We start from the raw sequence: 18526 nt of genomic DNA, 5'->3' as shown, positions 1-18526 counted from the left end.
TTAAATGTTGTTTTAGGTGACACAATGTTTTATAGAAAATTAGGAAAAACTGATTTAGAAGTATCTAATTTAGGTTTTGGATGTATGCGTTTACCTCATAAGGAGCATTTTTATGAGATTGATGAGGTGGAAGCTGCAAAAATGTTCGATTATGCAATTGAGCATGGAGTAAACTATTTTGATACCGCTTATTCTTTTCATAGTAAAAACAGGAACTTAGGAGGAAATGCTGAGCCATTTTTAGGCAAGTACCTTGCTGAAAGAGGCATTCGTGATGATGTTGTCATTCAAACCAAATTGCCTGGTTGGCTTGTAAACAAAAGAGAAGATATGGATAAGTTCCTTGATTTGCAACTCGAAAGATTGCAAACCGATTATATTGATGTTTACATGCTCCATTCCCTTAAGATAGACTTCTGGAACAAGTTATATGGTATGGATGTATTGGAATTCCTGGACAGCATTCTTGAGGATGGAAGAGCTAAGTATGTCGGTTTCTCATTCCACGATGACTTGGATGTTTTCTTCAGCATTATGGATTCCTATGACAAGTGGGATGTCATATTGACTCAAGTGAACTACCTTGATGAGGACTATAAAAGCGGTCTTGGTGGTTTGGAGTTTGTTGGAATGGCAGGACTTGGAAATGTAATTATGGAACCTCTCAGAGGTGGAAGCCTAATCAATAACATTCCTGATGAGGTTCAAGCACTTTGGGATACTGCTGATAAGAAAAGAACTCCTGTTGAATGGGCATTTGAGTATTTATGGGATAAGCCTCTTGTAACTTCTGTTTTCAGTGGTATGAGTAATATGGATCAAGTAAAACAGAATATAGCCATTGCAGAAAACTGTGATGTAAATTCAATGAGCGAGCATGATAGGCAAATCCTTAAGGATGTCACTCAAGTCTATAAGTCAAGGGAAGAGATTCCATGTACTGGTTGCAGATATTGTATGCCTTGCCATAATAGGGTGGACATTCCACATTGTTTCAAGCAGTATAATATTGCAAAAAGTCTAGATTATATTGATAAGACAGCAGCCCCTTATTTCTGGTTAGTTAATAAGGATGAACGAGCAGACAGCTGCACATTCTGTGGTGAGTGCAATATTCAATGTCCACAAGGAATCGATATCCCTGCAGAAATGGAAAAGGTGTTTGATTTCTTCCATGACGAAGATTATGTATAAATTTTTTATTTTATTTTTTTATTTTTTTAATTTTTTAATTTTTTAAAAATAGTGTTAATTTTTATTTTATTGTTTTATTTATTTAATTTCTATCCTTCTTTCTCCACCAAATCAATACTAAATCAGTTTTATCTTTAGGATTAACCCAGTTTCCTCTCTCATTTTTAGTGAATATTTCCTTAAAGTAATTTTCTAAAGCAATTCTGTTTTCTTCTTCCAAGTCTCCAAGTCTCCAAATGGACCTGTCTATTGCTTCTTCGATGCTATGATATTCCTTTAGATTTTTACATTCCAATTGAAGAACATTTGCTTCAATTCCAAGACTTCTTAAAAGCATAACTAAAACCATATAGTCTGTTCCTGCTTTGAATGGTTTTCCAGCTATTTTTGCCTTTTCCTTTTTGTATTTGTGGGTTGAAGATCCAAAAACAGTTATATAAACATAGTTATTTGCAATTTCATTAAGAGTTAATAATGTATTTTTTATATTAGCTATTCCATTTAAGCATCTGGATGCAAGTACAATATCATAATTGCGTAATTCCTCAACACTTAAATCATTAATGTCCTTTTGAATAGTTCTAATATTCTTTATATTTTCCTCTTTGGCCTTTTTATTTAGTTCTTCAAGCATCAATTCTGATTTATCGATTCCAGTAACTGATTTTGCTTTTTTAGCTATTTTTCTAGTAATTGTGCCTTCACCGCAACCTATATCAAGAACTGTATCATTAGAAGATATTCTCATTTCGTTGAGCAAAACATCAGGATAATCATCATTTTCAAGCCATTTGCCATATTCGCTAGCTATCTTATCCCAATCCTTTTCTTTTTTGAATCCTTTTTTGAGAGATTTTTGCCAAATGTATTCCCAATCAAGTTCTAAAGGGTTTATTTCATCTTCTAATCTCATGATACACCTATATTATAATTTATTAAGATTATTTTTTCCACCAATACAATACCCAATCTGCTTTATCATTTGGATTTGAAAGCTTTCCATTTTTATTCTCTTCAAGAATGTCTTCAAGGTATATGTGTAACTGTTCCTTCTCCTCATCATTTAGGAAATCCAATCTCCATTTACCATTATCCATAGCATCCTCAATGCTTTCGTATTCCCTTTCATGGCCTATGTTCAGGCTTTCCACATTTGGATAGATTCCCATATCTATAAGTATGTTGAAAAAGTATCTATGAGATGGAAACTCAACATATTCCTTATTGATTGAATCATAGAATTCCTTTTCAATTTTCCAGTTGTTTGGTCCAAAAAGGGTTATGTAAACATATTTATTAGCTATTTCATTAATATTTGCAATGGTTTCCTTTATATTTAGAATTCCATTCAATGATCTTGAGGCTACAACAATATCATGCTTTCCTACATTGTCAATTGTTATTTTGCTCAAATCCTCTTCAATTGTTTTGATATTGTCCATATTCTCCTGTTGAGCTTTTTCATTCAATATTTCAAGCATTTTATATGCAGAATCAACTCCAGTGACACTTTTCGCTCTTTTAGCAAGGGGAATTGTTATAGTTCCGTCACCACAGCCTAAATCAAGAATAGTTTCCTCTTTGTTTACATTAATCCTTTCAATCAATTTGGTGTGATAGTCATCTCTTTTGGCAGACTTTCCAAAATTCGGTGCTGCCTTATTCCAATCTTTGCTTCTATCCTTTTTTGCTTCAAGCTTCTTTGCCCAGAAATAAGCCCAATCTATCTCTTCCGGATCATTAATTTGGAAAGCCATCTTATCACCATATTTGAATCATATATAAAAAGTCGTTTTCAAAATGCTTAATTCTTGTTTTCCTCTTTCATTTGCTTTTGAACTTCATAAACGTCAGAGACTGCTAATGTTCTTTTAAAGTCAAAACGGAAGTTTTCAATAATCGCACCAAGCTCTCTCATTGTTGAATCGAACTTTTCAGTCTTTACAGGAATGTCACATAAGCTGTCAATGCTTTGTCCAAGCTCATCAATGTACTTTGGAAATGTTTCATTTGCATGATTGAAGAAAACGTCGTATTCCTCAGGATTTTCTATATTGTCATTTCTGATGTTCTCTTTCATCTTTTCATAAAAGTCATTGTAGTAGGAATAGCTTTCCCTGAATGAATCAAGCAATTCAGCTATTCTGTCAGACATCTTGTCAACACAATTCTCTTTGGTTTCTTGTGTTGCATCAGTTGCAAGAAGTGGCATATTCGCTCTAAATAACAATCCTACATCACTTAAATTTTTATTTAAACCAGTAATTGCCTTTTCAAAAGAATCTATATCCAATTTTCCATCCATTTTATATTCCACCTTTTATTATTTAGTATTTGTAAATTATTTTTTTGTTCATAGAGAATTTTCATTTCATTTTCAATGTATACAATAGATAATTTTTCATGAATTTTCCTTTATATATCAATCATTTTTTTCATTGCCTATCATATTTAAAAATTTGATCTTTCTCATCATCATATAATTTTATTAATTGCCTAATATTTATAATTAGTTTATTTTTTTCTAATTCTTTATAAAGGAAATTCATTATTTGACAAAAATTTTCATATATTAGAGAGAGGTGTATTTCTACTGTAAAATTTTTGAAATTTGCTACAGTAAAACCATTTTTTTATTAGAAATTTATTTATTAAAATCCGCTTTTTTTACATAGTTTCATATAGTAAATTTTTCCATTATTTTTTCATTAATTTTAATTAAAAAGATGAATGATTAAATCATATCTTATTATGAGTACATATAAAAATATTCATCGTTTTTTCATTTATATCATTTCATGTCAAAAATTTCATTTGTTTGTACTAATTTATCTACATCACATTAATTTTAATTACAAAAAACTACAAATTTATAATTATGAAGAAAGTAAAGATTACAATTTTAAAAACAACATTTCAAGAAGATCTTGCTAAGGAATATGGTGTTGATGGTTTATCCACTTGTCCTTTAATGAAAGAAGGTGAAGTGTATTATGCAGATTATGCTAAACCTGAAGGGTTTTGTGATGAAGCATGGAAAGCCATTTATCAATATGTATTTGCATTAGCTCATGGAGCAAGTGAAATATGGTACTATGAGGACTGGATTAAGACTCCCGGAGTAGCTATTGTGTCCTGCAATGATGGCTTAAGGCCAGTAATTATGAAACTTGAAGCTACTGATGTTGAGGCTGATGTAGAAAATTAAATTTATCAGATATATTTAGGTATAACTAAATATCTGTTCTTTATTCTTTCAAATAGGCAATTATATCAAATAATTTAAATATCAAAATACTTAAAGATATTATTGTCTGATAAATTCGTTGCTAAACCTATTTATTAGATTTGCCTATCTAATATGTTTGTAATTTTATTACATTCATATTAGATTTATACCTATTTTTAATTTTGATAAAGTTTTGTGCTTTGATTTATTACCTATTTTTAATTATATTTATATAAGTTTAGTTTCATAAATTATAACATAATTTTAATTAAAATTATTAATTTAATTTATTGTAAAATATTTTTAATATAAACACTTTTTTTTTAAAAATTTATTTATTTGTGATATTTATGGATGAATTAGAAGAAATTGTATTTAAACATGCATTATTGAATGCTGCTAAACATAAGGGAAGTGCAAATCCTGGAGCTGTTATGGGTTCCATTATGAGCAGTGAGCCAGAACTTAGACCAAGAGCTAAGGAAATTGGTTCTTTGTCTGGTAAGATTGTAGCTCAGGTAAATGCACTCTCTCCGGAAGAACAAAAGGTAAAAATGGAAGAATTGGGAGTTGCTGTTGAAGAGAAAAAGCAAAAGAAAGAGGAAGGTCTTCCAAAGCTTCCAGGTAAAAACAAGGATGTAGTAATGCGTTTTGCTCCAAACCCAAGTGGTCCATTGCATATTGGACATGCAAGGGCAGCTATTCCTAATGGGGAATATGTAAAGAAATGTGGCGGAAAGTTCATATTGAGAATTGAGGATACAGATCCAAAACGTATTTACGAACCTGCTTATGAATTAATCCAGGAAGATTTGAAATGGTTAGGAATCGAACCTGATGAAGTGTACTATCAAAGTGATCGTTTTGAAATATATTACCAATATGCTGAAGAGCTAATTAAGCGTGGAGCAGCATACATGTGTACTTGTGATGGTGGAGAATTCAAAAAGCTTAAGGATAACTGTCAAGCTTGCCCATGTAGGGACAATACCGTAGAGGAAAACATGGAACTTTGGAAAAAGTTCCCTGAGATGGAAGCAGGTGAAGCGGTACTTAGAGTTAAAACTGATATAAATCATAAGAATCCAGCTATTCGTGATTGGGTAGCAATGAGAATTGTTGAAGAGGAACATCCAAGAATGGGCACTAAATACAGGGTTTATCCTATGATGAACTTCTCTGTATCTGTAGATGACCATTTGCTCGGCATGACCCACGTATTAAGAGGAAAAGACCACCTTGCAAACAGTGAAAAGCAAAAGTATCTTTACCAGCATATGGGTTGGGAAATTCCTGAATTTATCCATTACGGCAGATTGAAAATGGAAGACATTGCACTAAGTACCTCTAAGGCTATGGCTGGAATTGAAGACGGCACTTACAGTGGATGGGATGATCCTAGACTTGGAACCTTAAAGGCAATTGCTAGAAGAGGAATCCAACCTGAAACAATTACCCAATTGATGGTGGAGATAGGTATTAAAATGTCTGACTCTGCAATCAGCTGGAAAAAGATTTACGGCTTAAACAGAAATATCATTGAACAAAAGGTAAACAGGTACTTCTTTGTTCCAAATCCTGTCAAAATAGATATTGCTGATGTGCCTGAAGAAGATTTAGGATTAGCTATTGAAAGGCCATTGCACCCTGACTTTGAGGAAAGGGGAAACAGAACTCTTGTATTCAATAGTGAAGTTTATATCCCTCAAGCTGACTTAAGTGATGGAATCAGCCGTTTGATGGATGCAGTTAATGTTGAAATCAAGGATAATGATGTTGTTTTCCACAGCAAATCCTTTGAAGATGCAAGAGATGCAAAAGCAAGAATCATTCAATGGGTTCCAACTGATGCGATTAAGGCTAAAGTTGTTATGGATGATGCTTCTGTAACTGAAGGGCTTTGTGAAGTTGATTGCAAGGACTTGAAAGTTGGAGATATTGTTCAATTTGAAAGATTCGGTTTTGCAAGGCTTGATGAGATTAAAGATGATGAATTAATATTCTATTATGCTCATAAATAAGCATAATATTTATCTAATTAACTTATATGGAGGTTAATATGAAAAAAGTATTATTCTTAATGTTTTTCACTTTGATATTTCTGTCTATCACTGCAGTTTCAGCGGAAGATAGTGGAATTTTGATCAATGATGATAATTCAATTGGGCAAGCGTATGAAGTTCTAAGTGGAGAAGAGATGCTCAGTGTTGATTCAACAGATGACAGTAATAGTGGTGACTCTGTTGGTGGTGATGGTACTGATTCAACAGATGACAGTAATAGTGGTGACTCTGTTGGTGGTGATGGTACTGATTCTACTGGGGATGGTAGTGGTGACTCTAATGATGATGGTAATGAAGTTTTGGATGAAAAGGCAAATTCTACACTCACTGCATCGGATGTTAATGGATATGAATCATTTACAACCACAATAAGCATTATATTAACAGCAAATGGCACTGCATTATCTTCAAAACCTATTCAAATATTATTAAATGGTATTATATATGATAAGATCACTGATGCAAATGGTGTTGTTAAGTTAGATGTCAAATTAACTAAAGGTGTTTATTTAGCTGAAATACTTTATGATGGGGATGATTTGACAACAAATGCAAGCAAAACCTGTAAAGTGATTATAGAATCTCCTATTAAAACCAAATTAAAAATTGGTGACAAGTACATTAATTATCGTCAAGGTTCCAAGTGCTTGTTTTATGTAAAATTGCTTGATGCCAATGATAATGTTATCAAAAATAGGAAAGTGACATTTAAAGTTGCAGGCAAAACTTACACAGCCATAACAAATAAATACGGGAATGCTAAAATTTATTTAAATCTTAAAAAAGGAACATACACTGTAAAATATTACTATTATAAAAGCAATGCTCCTTATTTAGCGTCAAACGGTTATTTTAAGATTAAAGTCAAACCAAAAATAGCTAAAGGAAATGGTTATTGGTTATGGTCTTCAGATATGAAAAAGGTTAATCTTAAAACCCTTGCAAAAAAAGGAACCAAACACATTTTCCTTCACGTCAAAGCAATATCTGCACACGGTAAATCTGCAGTAATATCTTTTATTAAAAAAGCACATAAAAATGGCATTAAGGTTCATTTATGGATGCAGGTCTGTTATAAAGGGGGTAAATGGGTAAGGCCTATTGATGCGAATAACAAGATCAAATATTCCTTTTTAAATAAGAAGATCAAGGAAGCTAAGAAGTATGCGAAAATAAAAGGTGTTGATGGCATTCACTTTGATTATGTGCGTTTTGGAGGTAAAGCATATAAGTATGAAAACCCTAATCGTGCAATGAACTACTTCATGAAAAAGGCTTCAAATGAAATCCATAAGATTAAACCGAATTGCATTGTTTCCGCAGCCATTATGCCCGAACCAAGTAAGATGACCGAATATTATGGGCAAGATGTTTCAACAATAAGCAAATACTCTGATGTATTGTTGCCAATGGTTTATAAGGGAAACTATAAAAAAGATAGGCCATGGATTACATCTGTGACAAAAGCATTTGTTAAACAGTCTAATGGTGCTCAAGTTTGGACTGGTTTGCAAGCATATAAATCTGATTCCAATCCTAAAAAATTAAGTCATTCCACTCTTCTTAAAGATGCAAAAGCAGCTATGGAAGGTGGAGCAAAAGGAGTCGTATTATTTAGAATTGGTGTAAGTAGGTATTTAAATTTTAAAAAGGTTTAAATACCTTTTCTTTTTTCTTTTTTTTATTTTAGCTTTTTAGTTTATTTTTAATTTTTATTTATTAAATATGGGGTTATTGAAATAATAATTCTTGAAAATCTATCATTATTAATGTAAAATTAATAATTTGCCTCTATCTTTAAAGCAAAATTGCAACATAGATTGCACAAAAAATATTAATTTTATTGCCAATTATTTTTTTCATTTTGTTTAGTAAGTGCTTATTTAATGAATCAAATATATAATTATTTTATACTTATGTGATATATTAATGCTGATTGATGAGTTAATCCACATATCAATTTTTTAAAAGATAAAACATTCAATTTTTTAAAAGATATTAATTAGGCAATGAAAGAGAAGAAATAAAATATTTTTTAAAAAATTAAAAGAGGATAATAAAATAAAAATAATTAAATAAAAAAAGTAAAGAAAAGGAAATAAATTCATTTAAAGATTAATTCGGTTTTTTAATAAATAAATTTATTTTTAATAAAAATTTAAGTTTTAAGATTTAAAAATAGAGAATTAAAATAGTAAAAACTATTTAATCTATAAATTATTTTAAAATCTTTTTGACTGTATTGGATTTGACCCAAATCTTTTTAGATCTGTATCTTACTCCAATGTAGCCTGGTTTGAGTCTTAAGATTTGACTTGAATAGCTTTCACCATTGATGTCAAAGATTACGATTTGACCTACTTTTAGTTCAAATAAGGTTCCATTGATATAAACCTCTTCAACATCGGTTTTGGCCTTATGCATCATCAATCTTTTTTGACCTTCTTCCACAGGCTCTTTAGCAGGAGCAGCTTTTCTAGTGCGTTTGGATTTTGCTTTAGCTTCAGACCTTTTACGGAGCTCTTCTTCGCTAATGCCTTTTGATCCTAAAATTTTTTTAGTGTTTTGTGCTCTGCGTTCTTTTTCTCTTTCTTTTGCTTCAATCTTCTTATAATCCTCTTTGGTGTAGACATTTGCATCTTTTTCAGAGGTTTCATCAGTCACATCATCATAGGAATCAGACAATTCCTCGTCTTCTGTTTTATTGTAGGATTCCTTGTTGATTTCCTTATAGATTTTGTCCACATCTTCATTAGGTTGATTGATTGCTAAATCCCTTTCTTCCTCATGGATTGGAGTTATTGTAATTGTGTCTCCGATATACTCAATTCCATCTCCTAAGTCTTGAGCATAATCATCTGGGACTATATCGTCCTTAGTTTCAACAACAACTGGCTCTTGAGGAACATTAGCTTTTCTGAAGTTTCTAATGGATTTGATAGCATTGTTGATTAATTCATTTCCAGTGGAGATTCTTTCTTCTTCACCGGAATTGATAGTAACAAAATCATTTTCAGGGCTTTCATCCACTTCCACCTTTTCATCCTTATTCAAGAGGATATGCAAATCATCATAATAAACATCGTCTGAACTTTGAGAATCTTCTTTTTGAACTTCTGCTTTAGCTTCCTCTTTAGATTTAGTTTCTATTGCAGGTTCTGCTTCAGCTTCCTCTTTAGCTTCAGATGCTTGCTTAATCTTTTCGATAGTAGATTCGATATTAGGAGTTTCAGTTTCTTCCTTAGCAGTTTCAGTTTCCTCTTTGATATCTGCTTCTTTTTCAGCTTCCATTTTAGTGTCAGCTAATTTTTCTACATCTCCTTTAGCTTCTTCAATTTTCTTAATCAATTCAGCAGTATCTGCTTCAGCCTTTTCAACTATATCATCTTTTGTTTCTGCTTTTGCAGTTTCCTCTTCAATTTTTGCAGATTCTTTCATTTCTTCAATTGTTTCAGCTGGTTTTACAGATTTAACAACTTTGACACTGCCTTCACCATCTTCAACAACTAACTTTTTAGCTTCACTTGCAATGAATTCCTTTTGTTTTTCAGTCATTGGCACTTGACGAGCTTCAGGTTGTTTTTCTTCTTGTCTTGCACTGTTGATGGTTGCAGTGTGTTCAGGTTTAATAGGCTCTTGGAAAGATTTAACTTCCTCTTCCTTATTGATTTGAGTTTTCACTCTTTCAGGGGTTCTATTAACCTTTTTAGGGACAACTTTATTAGGTTTTTTAGTCCTTCTAGGTTGTTTTTTAGGAGCATCTTCCATAGATTTTGCTCTTTGCCTAAGTAAAGCAGTTGTTGAGCCCATTTCCCCATTTTCAACATCATCAATAATATTTGCGTATAATTGAGCTTCACTTAAATTAGCACGGGTTCTGTTTGGAGACCTTCTGACTCTTCTACGTTTCTCATCATCATAATCTGATCTAGTGCTATTGATGAATTCTTCTAGTTTTTCCTTGTCATTATCTTTTTCCTTTTCTCTATAGTATAATTTAACAATTATTATGGAAATTATCCCAATAACTGCTATGAGAATAAGCAATATTGCTGTCATTTCTTTCATTTTTTCTCACCGAATTAATCTTATTTAAATCTTTAAGCAAGTTCTATAAACATATGCATAACTATGCAATTAGTAAGTAGAATATAGAACAATATAAGTATAATATAGTAAAGTATAGGTTATCTTATAGTATTATATGTATATCTTTTTTATTTTATTTATACATTAGTTTTCAACTAGCTTTTGAGTAAAAATTTTTAGTGTGAATTTTAAAAAATTATTAAATTTTTTTATGAATTCATTTTAATAATAAACAATTTTAAATAATATATTTAATAAATATTTAAGTGTTAAATAGTTAGAAATTTAGTTAGAAATTATTAATTAAGTTAATTTTAGATATTTTAGATTTTTAAAGGGTATATTAATTATAATTTGATGTTTTAGATTTATTAACTAACAATTTTAATTATTTAAATTTTAAATTATGTCTGAGGTATAAACATGGTTAAAATTAATGAAAACTATCTTTTATTGCAAAATAGTTATCTTTTTGTTGAAGTAAATAGACGTGCAGCTAAATATATGGAAGAAAATTCTGATAAGAATGTTATCAAAATGGGTATTGGAGATGTAACAAAACCATTAGTCCCTACTGTAATCAAAGCTTTTAAGGATGCAGTGGATGAAATGGCTGAAGCTGATTCATTTATGGGATATGGTCCTGAACAAGGATATGACTTTTTAGCTGAAGCTATCATTAAAAATGATTTCAATAAATGGGGAGTGGATTTGGACCTTGATGAGGTATTCATTTCAGATGGTGCAAAATGTGATACCGGTAACATCCAGGAAATATTTGCGTTGGATAACGTTATTGCAGTAACTGACCCTGTTTACCCAGTATATGTTGACACTAATGTAATGGCAGGAAGATCCGGTAACATTAAGGATGATGGAATGTATGAAAATATTGTTTACCTTCCTTGTACAGAAGAAAATAATTTCGTACCTGAACTTCCTAGTGAGCCAGTTGACTTGATTTATCTCTGTTTCCCAAACAATCCAACTGGAACCACTTTAACTAAAGAGGAATTGGCTAAATTCGTAGAGTATGCAAAGGAAAATGATGCGCTTATCCTTTTCGATGCTGCTTATGAAGTTTTCATCACTGAAGATGATGTGCCTCATACCATCTATGAAATCGAAGGTGCAAAAGAAGTGGCTATTGAATTCAGAAGCTTTTCAAAAACTGCAGGATTTACCGGTACACGTTGCGCTTATACAGTTGTTCCTAAGGATATCAAAATCAAGGATGCTCTAGGCAATGAGCAATCAGTAAATGCATTATGGAACAGAAGACAAACCACTAAGTTCAATGGAGTTTCCTATCCTGTTCAAAAAGCTGCAGAAGCGGTTTACTCAGAAGAAGGTCAAAAGGAAATTATGGAAAACATTGAATATTACTTAGAAAATGCTAAAATAATTCGTGAAAGCTTATCCGATATTGGATTGAATGTTTATGGTGGAGTCAACTCCCCTTACATTTGGGTAAAAACTCCAAATGACATGGAATCCTGGGACTTCTTTGATTTGCTTTTGGAAGAAGCTAATATTGTCGGTACTCCTGGTTCCGGATTCGGTCCAAGCGGTGAAGGTTACTTAAGATTAACTGCATTCAATACCTTGGAAAACACTAAAGAAGCTATGAGCAGAATTTCTAAATTATCCTTCTAGATTTTAGTATTGATATTTGGATATCAATTCTTCTCATTTCATTTTATTTTTATAATATTATTATTGTTTATTTATGATTATCTGGTGAAAAAATGGAAATTAATTCTCTTTTAATTGAAGAAAATGATGATTTACAGGATTTATTCTCTAAATATGGTGCTTTAGCATTGGAAAAACAGGAAATCTTATCTTCTATTGTTGGAAATGCTGAACCTGAATTGGATATTGAAAAAGGAATTGTCAGATTTGGTGAAAAGGAATTCCCAATTCAATTGATAGGATTCTTGGATCCTGATGAGAATACATGGTCTTGGGCATGGGATAACGATGATATCGGTTTTCCAGAAGACTTAATTGAAGAAGCAAAGGCAGTCAAGGAATTTGGAGAAAAACAAAATATCCCCCAATTAGTTGAAAATGTATTTAATGCAAGCTTGACAGAAGCTCATATTTTAAACATGACCATTTCTTCAATCTTCAATAATGATGCATACTGTGCAGTAAATTATGGAAGCTTTGTCTTCTTTGTAACCATTGAGTCTGATGAGATAGAGATTAGTGATGACATTGATGTATTTGCAAATGTAATTAATGATTTCCATCGTAAATTTGAAGTAAATCATTTAAAGGCTTTAAGAGGTTATGCTTTAAATAAAGGTTATGAATACAAGTACAGGGATGAGTTTTGCATTGTTAAAGTTGGAGATGACACTATAGTTGTCACTTTGACTGAAAGAAAAAACATTTATACCATTAAAATCATTAGAGCTTAATGATTTCTATTTTTTTATTTTTCTACTTTTTTTATAATTTGCTTATTATTTTTTAAGTAAAGTCTATGGGTGTTATTATGGATAAGGAACTGATTGATGAGATCAATTATGAAATTCAGCTATTGATCAAGAGCGGTTTTTATGGTGATGATGAGATATTGGAAATCATTGCTGATGAATTTATTGAAGAGGACATATCTGACGATTTGATTTCTAAACTCCTTTTGGAAAATAAGGAAAACCTTGAAGATTTGGAAGGAGATTCTGACGATTTCCTTAATTTGAAGAGTGCATTTTGCGATTTGACAAAGGAAAATATCATTTCCATCCATAATGCTGGCTATGACATTGAAGAGGGAATTCAGGATTCATTTGAGCTCTTTGTACATTTAAGGAATAATAAATTCGATCCTATTGGATTCTGTTTCTATGCCTTTGAAGATATTGAAAATGTGATAGCGGATAATTCATTGAACATAGCTTTCGGTGATTTTGAATATGATGAAGAGAAAGGTTTGGAAATAGCTAAAAAGATTGTTAAAACCTTGAAGGGCTATGGTTTTGAAATCAATTGGGGGCAGTCCGTAGATGAGATAATTGAAATAGAGAATTTCAATTGGAAAAAGCAATATGATGGAAAGGATTATTCCATGGATGGGGCCCTTGAAGATTTTATTAGATTAAACAGTGAAGAAAATGAACAATAGATCAAAAGAGATTATTGAAGATGCAGTTTCCCAAGGAAAATGGGTATGGCTGGAAATAGATGATAATTCAAATTCACTTTATCTAGAATTTGAAAATCTCAAATTGTCCTCAAGGCCTATTTTAGACAATTCATATAGAGGCGAATTAGCTATTCGATTTGGCCAGAACATTTATTTTGCAGTCTTTTTTAATGAAAAGAAAAATCTAGATTTCTTAAGATTCGATGAGGATTATCTGAATCAATTGTTGAATTCCAATGAATATCTCTCCTTAAGATATCACTATTTCTATCAAGAATTTTCAAAAAAGGTCATTGAATTCAAATTCCAGAATCATGATTATTTAAGCGAAATTGAAGAAAAATACAAGTTTAAGAAGGTTTTGGCAGATAAAAGAAGTGAGAATGTGAATAATGATTTTCTACTGTCATTTGAATGTGAAGAGATAGCTATTGTAGTAGGTGGAGACTTTATAAATTTCTTCAATGACTTTGAAGCATTGGATGATGATGAGATCAAAAGGGTTTCCAATACTTGGATGATGTACTATTTGGATTACTGGAATAAGAAAGGAACCGATAAGGAGTATGATGAAGACCTTCTTTGTGAAGAGTTTCCTCTAAAATAAGCGTTTTGGTGAATTTATGGAACAATTGGAAAAAGGGTATAATTATTTGGAAAAAAATAGCTATTTCTTTGGAGAAGTTCCAAATAACCGTGCCGTTAAGATAGCAGACTATAAGTTCTTTTGGGATGCTACTGATGAACTTGCTCCTTTTGGATGTGAAGAGGCATACATTGCTTTTTGTGAAATATCTGAGTGGTTGGCTGAAAATCCAAAAACTCCAATAATTGAATGTTTCATATGGATCTTGGAATCTTGGGATTTGGAATTGGAGGATTTCAACGATGATATCATTGAAAGTGAAAATATATTAAAGCTCATTCAGGATATGGACTTTTATGAGGAATTGATGAGCCTGGATTATACTATAATAGCAACTGGATTCGGACAATTGATTCTACAGGGAAAAATTGATGAGGATGTAAAGAACATTATTCAATTATCCATTTTGCGTCAAATGAATTCCCATGTATTGGATGCATTTTTAGGAAGCAATGAGCAATTCAAATACGAGAGATACATGTATCTTCAAAAGCTTTTGGAAATATTGGAAGATGCTTAATATCTTTTAGTTTTTATCTATTATGCTGATTTTTTTCTATTATTTTGTATATTTTTCAAGCTATTTTTTCAATATTATTCAGTCATGATAATATTTATAAATGTTGAAAAATAAAATATATATGGTCAATGAACTATTTATTTAAATTTTAAATAGTTTAAAATGAACTTTTCTATTAAACTATATTTAACTATATTTAAGACTACTAAGACTAATAAAAACTGATAAAAACTAATGAAATTAATTAAAATTAATTAAACTAACTAAAAATATATTTAAAGGAGATTTTAAATGACTTGTAGTATACTAGTTGGTGGAGCTTGGGGAGATGAAGGTAAAGGAAAATGCATCACCTACCTTTGTGATAATGATAAGCCAAGCATTATTGCTCGTGCAGGAGTCGGACCAAATGCAGGGCATTCTGTTGAATTCAATGGAGAAAAATATGGTTTAAGATTAACTCCATCTGGTTTTGTACATAAAGATGCTAAACTCATGATTGGTGCAGGAGTTTTAGTAAATCCAGATGTATTATTTAAGGAATTTGAAGATTTAAAGAAATATGATGTAAAGGAAAGAATGGTTGTAGACCCAAGATGTGCAATCATTACTGAAGAACACATATCCAGAGATAAGAATTCCGAGCATTTGGCTAAAAAGATTGGAAGTACTGGATCCGGTTGTGGGCCTGCTAATTCAGACCATGTAATGAGGTCAGTTGGCCTTGCAAAGGATGTTCCAGAACTTGAAGATTATCTTGCTGATGTCTCTCTCGCATGCAATGAAGCTATTGACAATGGAGAAGATGTATTCATTGAAGGTTCCCAAGGATTTGCACTTTCACTTTATTACGGTTCATATCCATTTGTGACCAGTAAAGACACCACTGCATCAACTTTTGCAGCAGATGTTGGTGTAGGTCCAACTAAAGTGGATGAAGTAATCAATGTATTCAAATCTTACATTTCCCGTGTAGGAGAAGGTCCTTTCCCAACAGAAATGACTCAAGAGGAAGCGGAAAGCAAAGGCCTTGAAGAGTATGGTGTTGTAACTGGAAGACGTAGAAGAATCGGTTACTTTGATATGGAACTTGCTAAGGAATCTTGTAGAATAAATGGGGCTACTCAAATAGCTTTAACTTGTGTTGATAAGTTATATGACTGTGCTCGTGTACAGGATTATGGTCAATTATCTGCTGAAACCAAAGCATTCATTTCTGAAATAGAACAAGAGACTGGAGTTCCAGTAACAATCATTTCAACTGGGCCAGACTTAAAGGACACTATTGATCTAAGAAAAGAATTATTATAATTCCTTTTCTTTTTTTAAATCTTTTTTTACTTTTTTTATAATTTGTTGAAATCATTTTTCACTGTTTTGCTTTTTTTTACTTTTTTAAATTTTCTCGTTTTGCTATTTATATTAATTTTTAAAAAAAGTTTTTATTAGAAAAAAGTTTAAAAAATCATATTTAATAAAAAGAGTTTATTATTATTATTATTATTATTATTATTATTATTATTATTATTTTTTAATGAAATTATAGAGTTTAAAAAGAGTTTATTAATAGTTTTAATAAAATTAAAGTGTTTAAAAAGAGTTTAATAATAGTCTTAAATAAAAAATAAAAAAAGAAAAGGATATGTAATTTAGTCATTTGCTAAATTATCAAAGTATCCTTGGATGAAAATAACTGGAGTTCCCTTATCTCCAGAACCACTGGTTAAGTCACATAATGAACCGATTAAGTCAGTCAATACTCTTGGAGTGGTTCCTTCTGTAATCATTTGTCCGGTTAAGTCTTCATCTTTTTGTCTGATTTCTTCTTTGATTGCTTCTTTCAATTCGTCTCCTTTTAAGTCAGCGAATTTATTGTCAGAAACATATTTCAATTTGATTTCATTAGGATATCCTACCAATCCATCGGTATGTGCTGGTGAAACAACAGGATCCGCTAATTCCCAAATCTTTCCGACAGGGTCCTTGAATGCACCGTCACCGTAAACCATCACTTCAATTTGTTTGCCGGTAAGGTCAATCAATCTTTTTTGAACTTCTCTAACTAAGGAGTCTCCTGTTTTTGGGAATAATTTTAATCTTTCTTCTGTTGCCTTGTTGGAACCGAGTAATCCGAAATCAGGGTTGCATCCGGAATCTCCAATAGGTTCAGTTAAGACTTCGTGGAGTCCGAAAACATTAGCTCCTTCTTCCTTAAGCAATTTTGTGGTTTTTTCTCTGGTATGGATATCACAGGTTAAGACATCAGTGTTATAGTCAAGGATTGTTTTTACATCATTGGAGAAGACGAATTCAACTTCACAGTCTTCGCTTTCAATCAATTCTCTGTAAAAGTCAATCATGTTAATTCCAGTGAATGGGTGTTTCCATGAACCGAAAGTTTCATTATATTCATCTTCAGTGATGACGCTTCCTAAGTTGTATTCGCTTTTTTCTAAAACATCTTCATCTAAGATACCATTTCCAACTTCATCTGCAGGGAAAGAGGTTAAGAGAGTGATCTTGTCCATTGCTCTTGCAATGCCTTTTAAGATAATGGAGAATCTGTTTCTACTTAAGATAGGGTTTGTCACTCCAATGTTTTTAGATGGGAACTTGTTTTCTAGATCTTCTGCAACATCATCTACAGTTACGTAGTTTCCTTCTGAAATACCTACAACTGCTTCGGTAATTGCAACGATATCCTTGTCTCTGAATTCGAATCCTTCACTTTCCTTTGCTGCCATCAATGAATCTACAACTATGGTAGCTAAATCATCGTTTTCTTTAATAATTGGTGTTCTTATTCCACGTACAACAGTACCAACACATCTCATTTTTATTACTCCTAATAAACATAAATTTGTTGGATTGTATCCAACAACCTATTTATTTTATTTTTTTAATTATATTTATATGTTTAGATTATTTCATTTGCATTGAATATTTTTGGATGTTTTTTATGAATTTTTTCATCCGATTCTTTTAATTTTTCAAGTAATACAAACATGACAAAAATTATATATATTTTAATAATAATAATCTTTATCATGAAAGATATTATTAATCCGAATGTAGAAATTCCTGATGATCAGGTAGCTATGGCATTCTTTAGGAGTGTCCGTTGGGTTAATGGAGTCTATTGTCCTAAATGTAAATCATATAATGTCAACAGTAGGGGAAACCAGGGAAGGACTAGAAGATATGTGTGCAAGGATTGTGGCGCTAACTTCAATGACTTTTCAGGAACTATCTTCCATAAGAGCAAAATACCTCTAAATGTGATGTTATACATACTCTTCAATTTGGATAAGAAAACAACCACTCAGTTGTCTGAAGAGTTGGATTACAGCAGACAATGCATTTCAAGGATATCTAAATTGTTTAGGGATAAGCTATTGAGCAATCCAGAATTCTTTGATATAGAGGAATGATTCAAAAATTTTTTCTTAAAAATTCATATTGTTTTTTTTTATCAATTTGTATTAATTTTTGAAGAGCCAAAAAATATCAATGTTAGCATATTGGTACATATTTTTTTATTTTTGTAACTTTTATAGTACAAATATGTTAGCATATCGGTATTTAACAATTGTTATATATTTCTCCATTAACCTAGTTAAATCTTTTA

16 protein-coding genes are annotated in these 18526 nt (G+C 31.5%); 11 read left to right on the top strand and 5 right to left on the bottom strand.

The features are described from left to right. Positions 1–24 precede the first annotated feature (24 nt). On the top strand, positions 25–1194 hold the full coding sequence (locus ACJMLB_RS01945; RefSeq protein WP_405289087.1) for an aldo/keto reductase: 1170 nt from the start codon (positions 25–27) through the stop codon (positions 1192–1194). Positions 1195–1276: 82 nt separating this feature from the next. Here ACJMLB_RS01945 and ACJMLB_RS01940 read toward each other — a convergent pair whose 3' ends face one another. Genes ACJMLB_RS01940 through ACJMLB_RS01930 form a run of 3 tightly spaced genes read right to left on the bottom strand, consistent with a single transcriptional unit; the run spans position 1277 to position 3499 of the window. After that, a complete protein-coding gene (locus tag ACJMLB_RS01940) occupies positions 1277–2107 on the bottom strand; it encodes a class I SAM-dependent methyltransferase (RefSeq protein ID WP_405323177.1) in 831 nt (276 codons plus the stop codon). A gap of 28 nt (positions 2108–2135) precedes the next feature. Continuing rightward, positions 2136–2951 carry a class I SAM-dependent methyltransferase gene (locus ACJMLB_RS01935; RefSeq protein ID WP_405323175.1) on the bottom strand — a complete coding sequence of 272 codons (816 nt, stop codon included), beginning with the start codon at positions 2949–2951 and terminating at the stop codon, positions 2136–2138. A gap of 47 nt (positions 2952–2998) precedes the next feature. Next, positions 2999–3499, bottom strand: coding sequence for a hypothetical protein (locus ACJMLB_RS01930; RefSeq protein ID WP_405323174.1), 501 nt, complete (start codon positions 3497–3499; stop codon positions 2999–3001). 573 nt (positions 3500–4072) lie between these two features. On the opposite strand from ACJMLB_RS01930, the gene ACJMLB_RS01925 reads away from it, so the two are divergent. The 3 genes from ACJMLB_RS01925 to ACJMLB_RS01915 all read left to right on the top strand — a co-directional run bounded on the left by ACJMLB_RS01925 (position 4073) and on the right by ACJMLB_RS01915 (position 8144). After that, positions 4073–4402: a TIGR04076 family protein gene (locus tag ACJMLB_RS01925; RefSeq protein ID WP_405323172.1), complete on the top strand. Its 330-nt coding sequence runs from the start codon at positions 4073–4075 to the stop codon at positions 4400–4402. A 371-nt stretch (positions 4403–4773) separates the two neighbouring features. Then, a complete protein-coding gene (locus tag ACJMLB_RS01920; RefSeq protein WP_405323171.1) occupies positions 4774–6444 on the top strand; it encodes a glutamate--tRNA ligase in 1671 nt (556 codons plus the stop codon). A gap of 38 nt (positions 6445–6482) precedes the next feature. After that, positions 6483–8144 carry a putative glycoside hydrolase gene (locus ACJMLB_RS01915; RefSeq protein ID WP_405323169.1) on the top strand — a complete coding sequence of 554 codons (1662 nt, stop codon included), beginning with the start codon at positions 6483–6485 and terminating at the stop codon, positions 8142–8144. A gap of 559 nt (positions 8145–8703) precedes the next feature. Here ACJMLB_RS01915 and ACJMLB_RS01910 read toward each other — a convergent pair. Further along, positions 8704–10554 carry a hypothetical protein gene (locus tag ACJMLB_RS01910; protein WP_405323167.1) on the bottom strand — a complete coding sequence of 617 codons (1851 nt, stop codon included), beginning with the start codon at positions 10552–10554 and terminating at the stop codon, positions 8704–8706. 444 nt (positions 10555–10998) lie between these two features. On the opposite strand from ACJMLB_RS01910, the gene ACJMLB_RS01905 reads away from it, so the two are divergent. From ACJMLB_RS01905 to ACJMLB_RS01880, 6 genes are all read left to right on the top strand, one after another. Continuing rightward, positions 10999–12231: an LL-diaminopimelate aminotransferase gene (locus ACJMLB_RS01905; RefSeq protein ID WP_405323165.1), complete on the top strand. Its 1233-nt coding sequence runs from the start codon at positions 10999–11001 to the stop codon at positions 12229–12231. 92 nt (positions 12232–12323) lie between these two features. Further along, on the top strand, positions 12324–13004 hold the full coding sequence (locus ACJMLB_RS01900; protein ID WP_405323162.1) for a DUF6882 domain-containing protein: 681 nt from the start codon (positions 12324–12326) through the stop codon (positions 13002–13004). Between the two features lie 77 nt (positions 13005–13081). Next, a complete protein-coding gene (locus tag ACJMLB_RS01895) occupies positions 13082–13711 on the top strand; it encodes a DUF6891 domain-containing protein (protein WP_405323159.1) in 630 nt (209 codons plus the stop codon). Beyond that, positions 13701–14339 carry a hypothetical protein gene (locus ACJMLB_RS01890; protein ID WP_405323156.1) on the top strand — a complete coding sequence of 213 codons (639 nt, stop codon included), beginning with the start codon at positions 13701–13703 and terminating at the stop codon, positions 14337–14339. Before ACJMLB_RS01895 ends, ACJMLB_RS01890 begins: the two co-directional genes overlap by 11 nt. 16 nt (positions 14340–14355) lie before the next feature. Continuing rightward, positions 14356–14898: a hypothetical protein gene (locus ACJMLB_RS01885; RefSeq protein WP_405323153.1), complete on the top strand. Its 543-nt coding sequence runs from the start codon at positions 14356–14358 to the stop codon at positions 14896–14898. Between the two features lie 291 nt (positions 14899–15189). Then, positions 15190–16209: an adenylosuccinate synthetase gene (locus ACJMLB_RS01880; protein WP_405323151.1), complete on the top strand. Its 1020-nt coding sequence runs from the start codon at positions 15190–15192 to the stop codon at positions 16207–16209. 338 nt (positions 16210–16547) lie between these two features. Here the strand turns inward: ACJMLB_RS01880 and ACJMLB_RS01875 are convergent, their stop codons facing one another. Continuing rightward, the gene (locus ACJMLB_RS01875) at positions 16548–17732 is read right to left on the bottom strand and encodes a coenzyme F420-0:L-glutamate ligase (RefSeq protein ID WP_405323149.1); all 1185 of its coding nucleotides are present in this window, start codon (positions 17730–17732) and stop codon (positions 16548–16550) included. A gap of 213 nt (positions 17733–17945) precedes the next feature. On the opposite strand from ACJMLB_RS01875, the gene ACJMLB_RS01870 reads away from it, so the two are divergent. Then, on the top strand, positions 17946–18329 hold the full coding sequence (locus tag ACJMLB_RS01870) for a transposase (RefSeq protein ID WP_295606642.1): 384 nt from the start codon (positions 17946–17948) through the stop codon (positions 18327–18329). Positions 18330–18526 lie beyond the last annotated feature (197 nt).

The organism is Methanobrevibacter sp. (assembly GCF_045114555.1).
GTDB lineage: Archaea > Methanobacteriota > Methanobacteria > Methanobacteriales > Methanobacteriaceae > Methanobrevibacter.
This window is presented reverse-complemented; position numbering and strand designations above follow the sequence as displayed.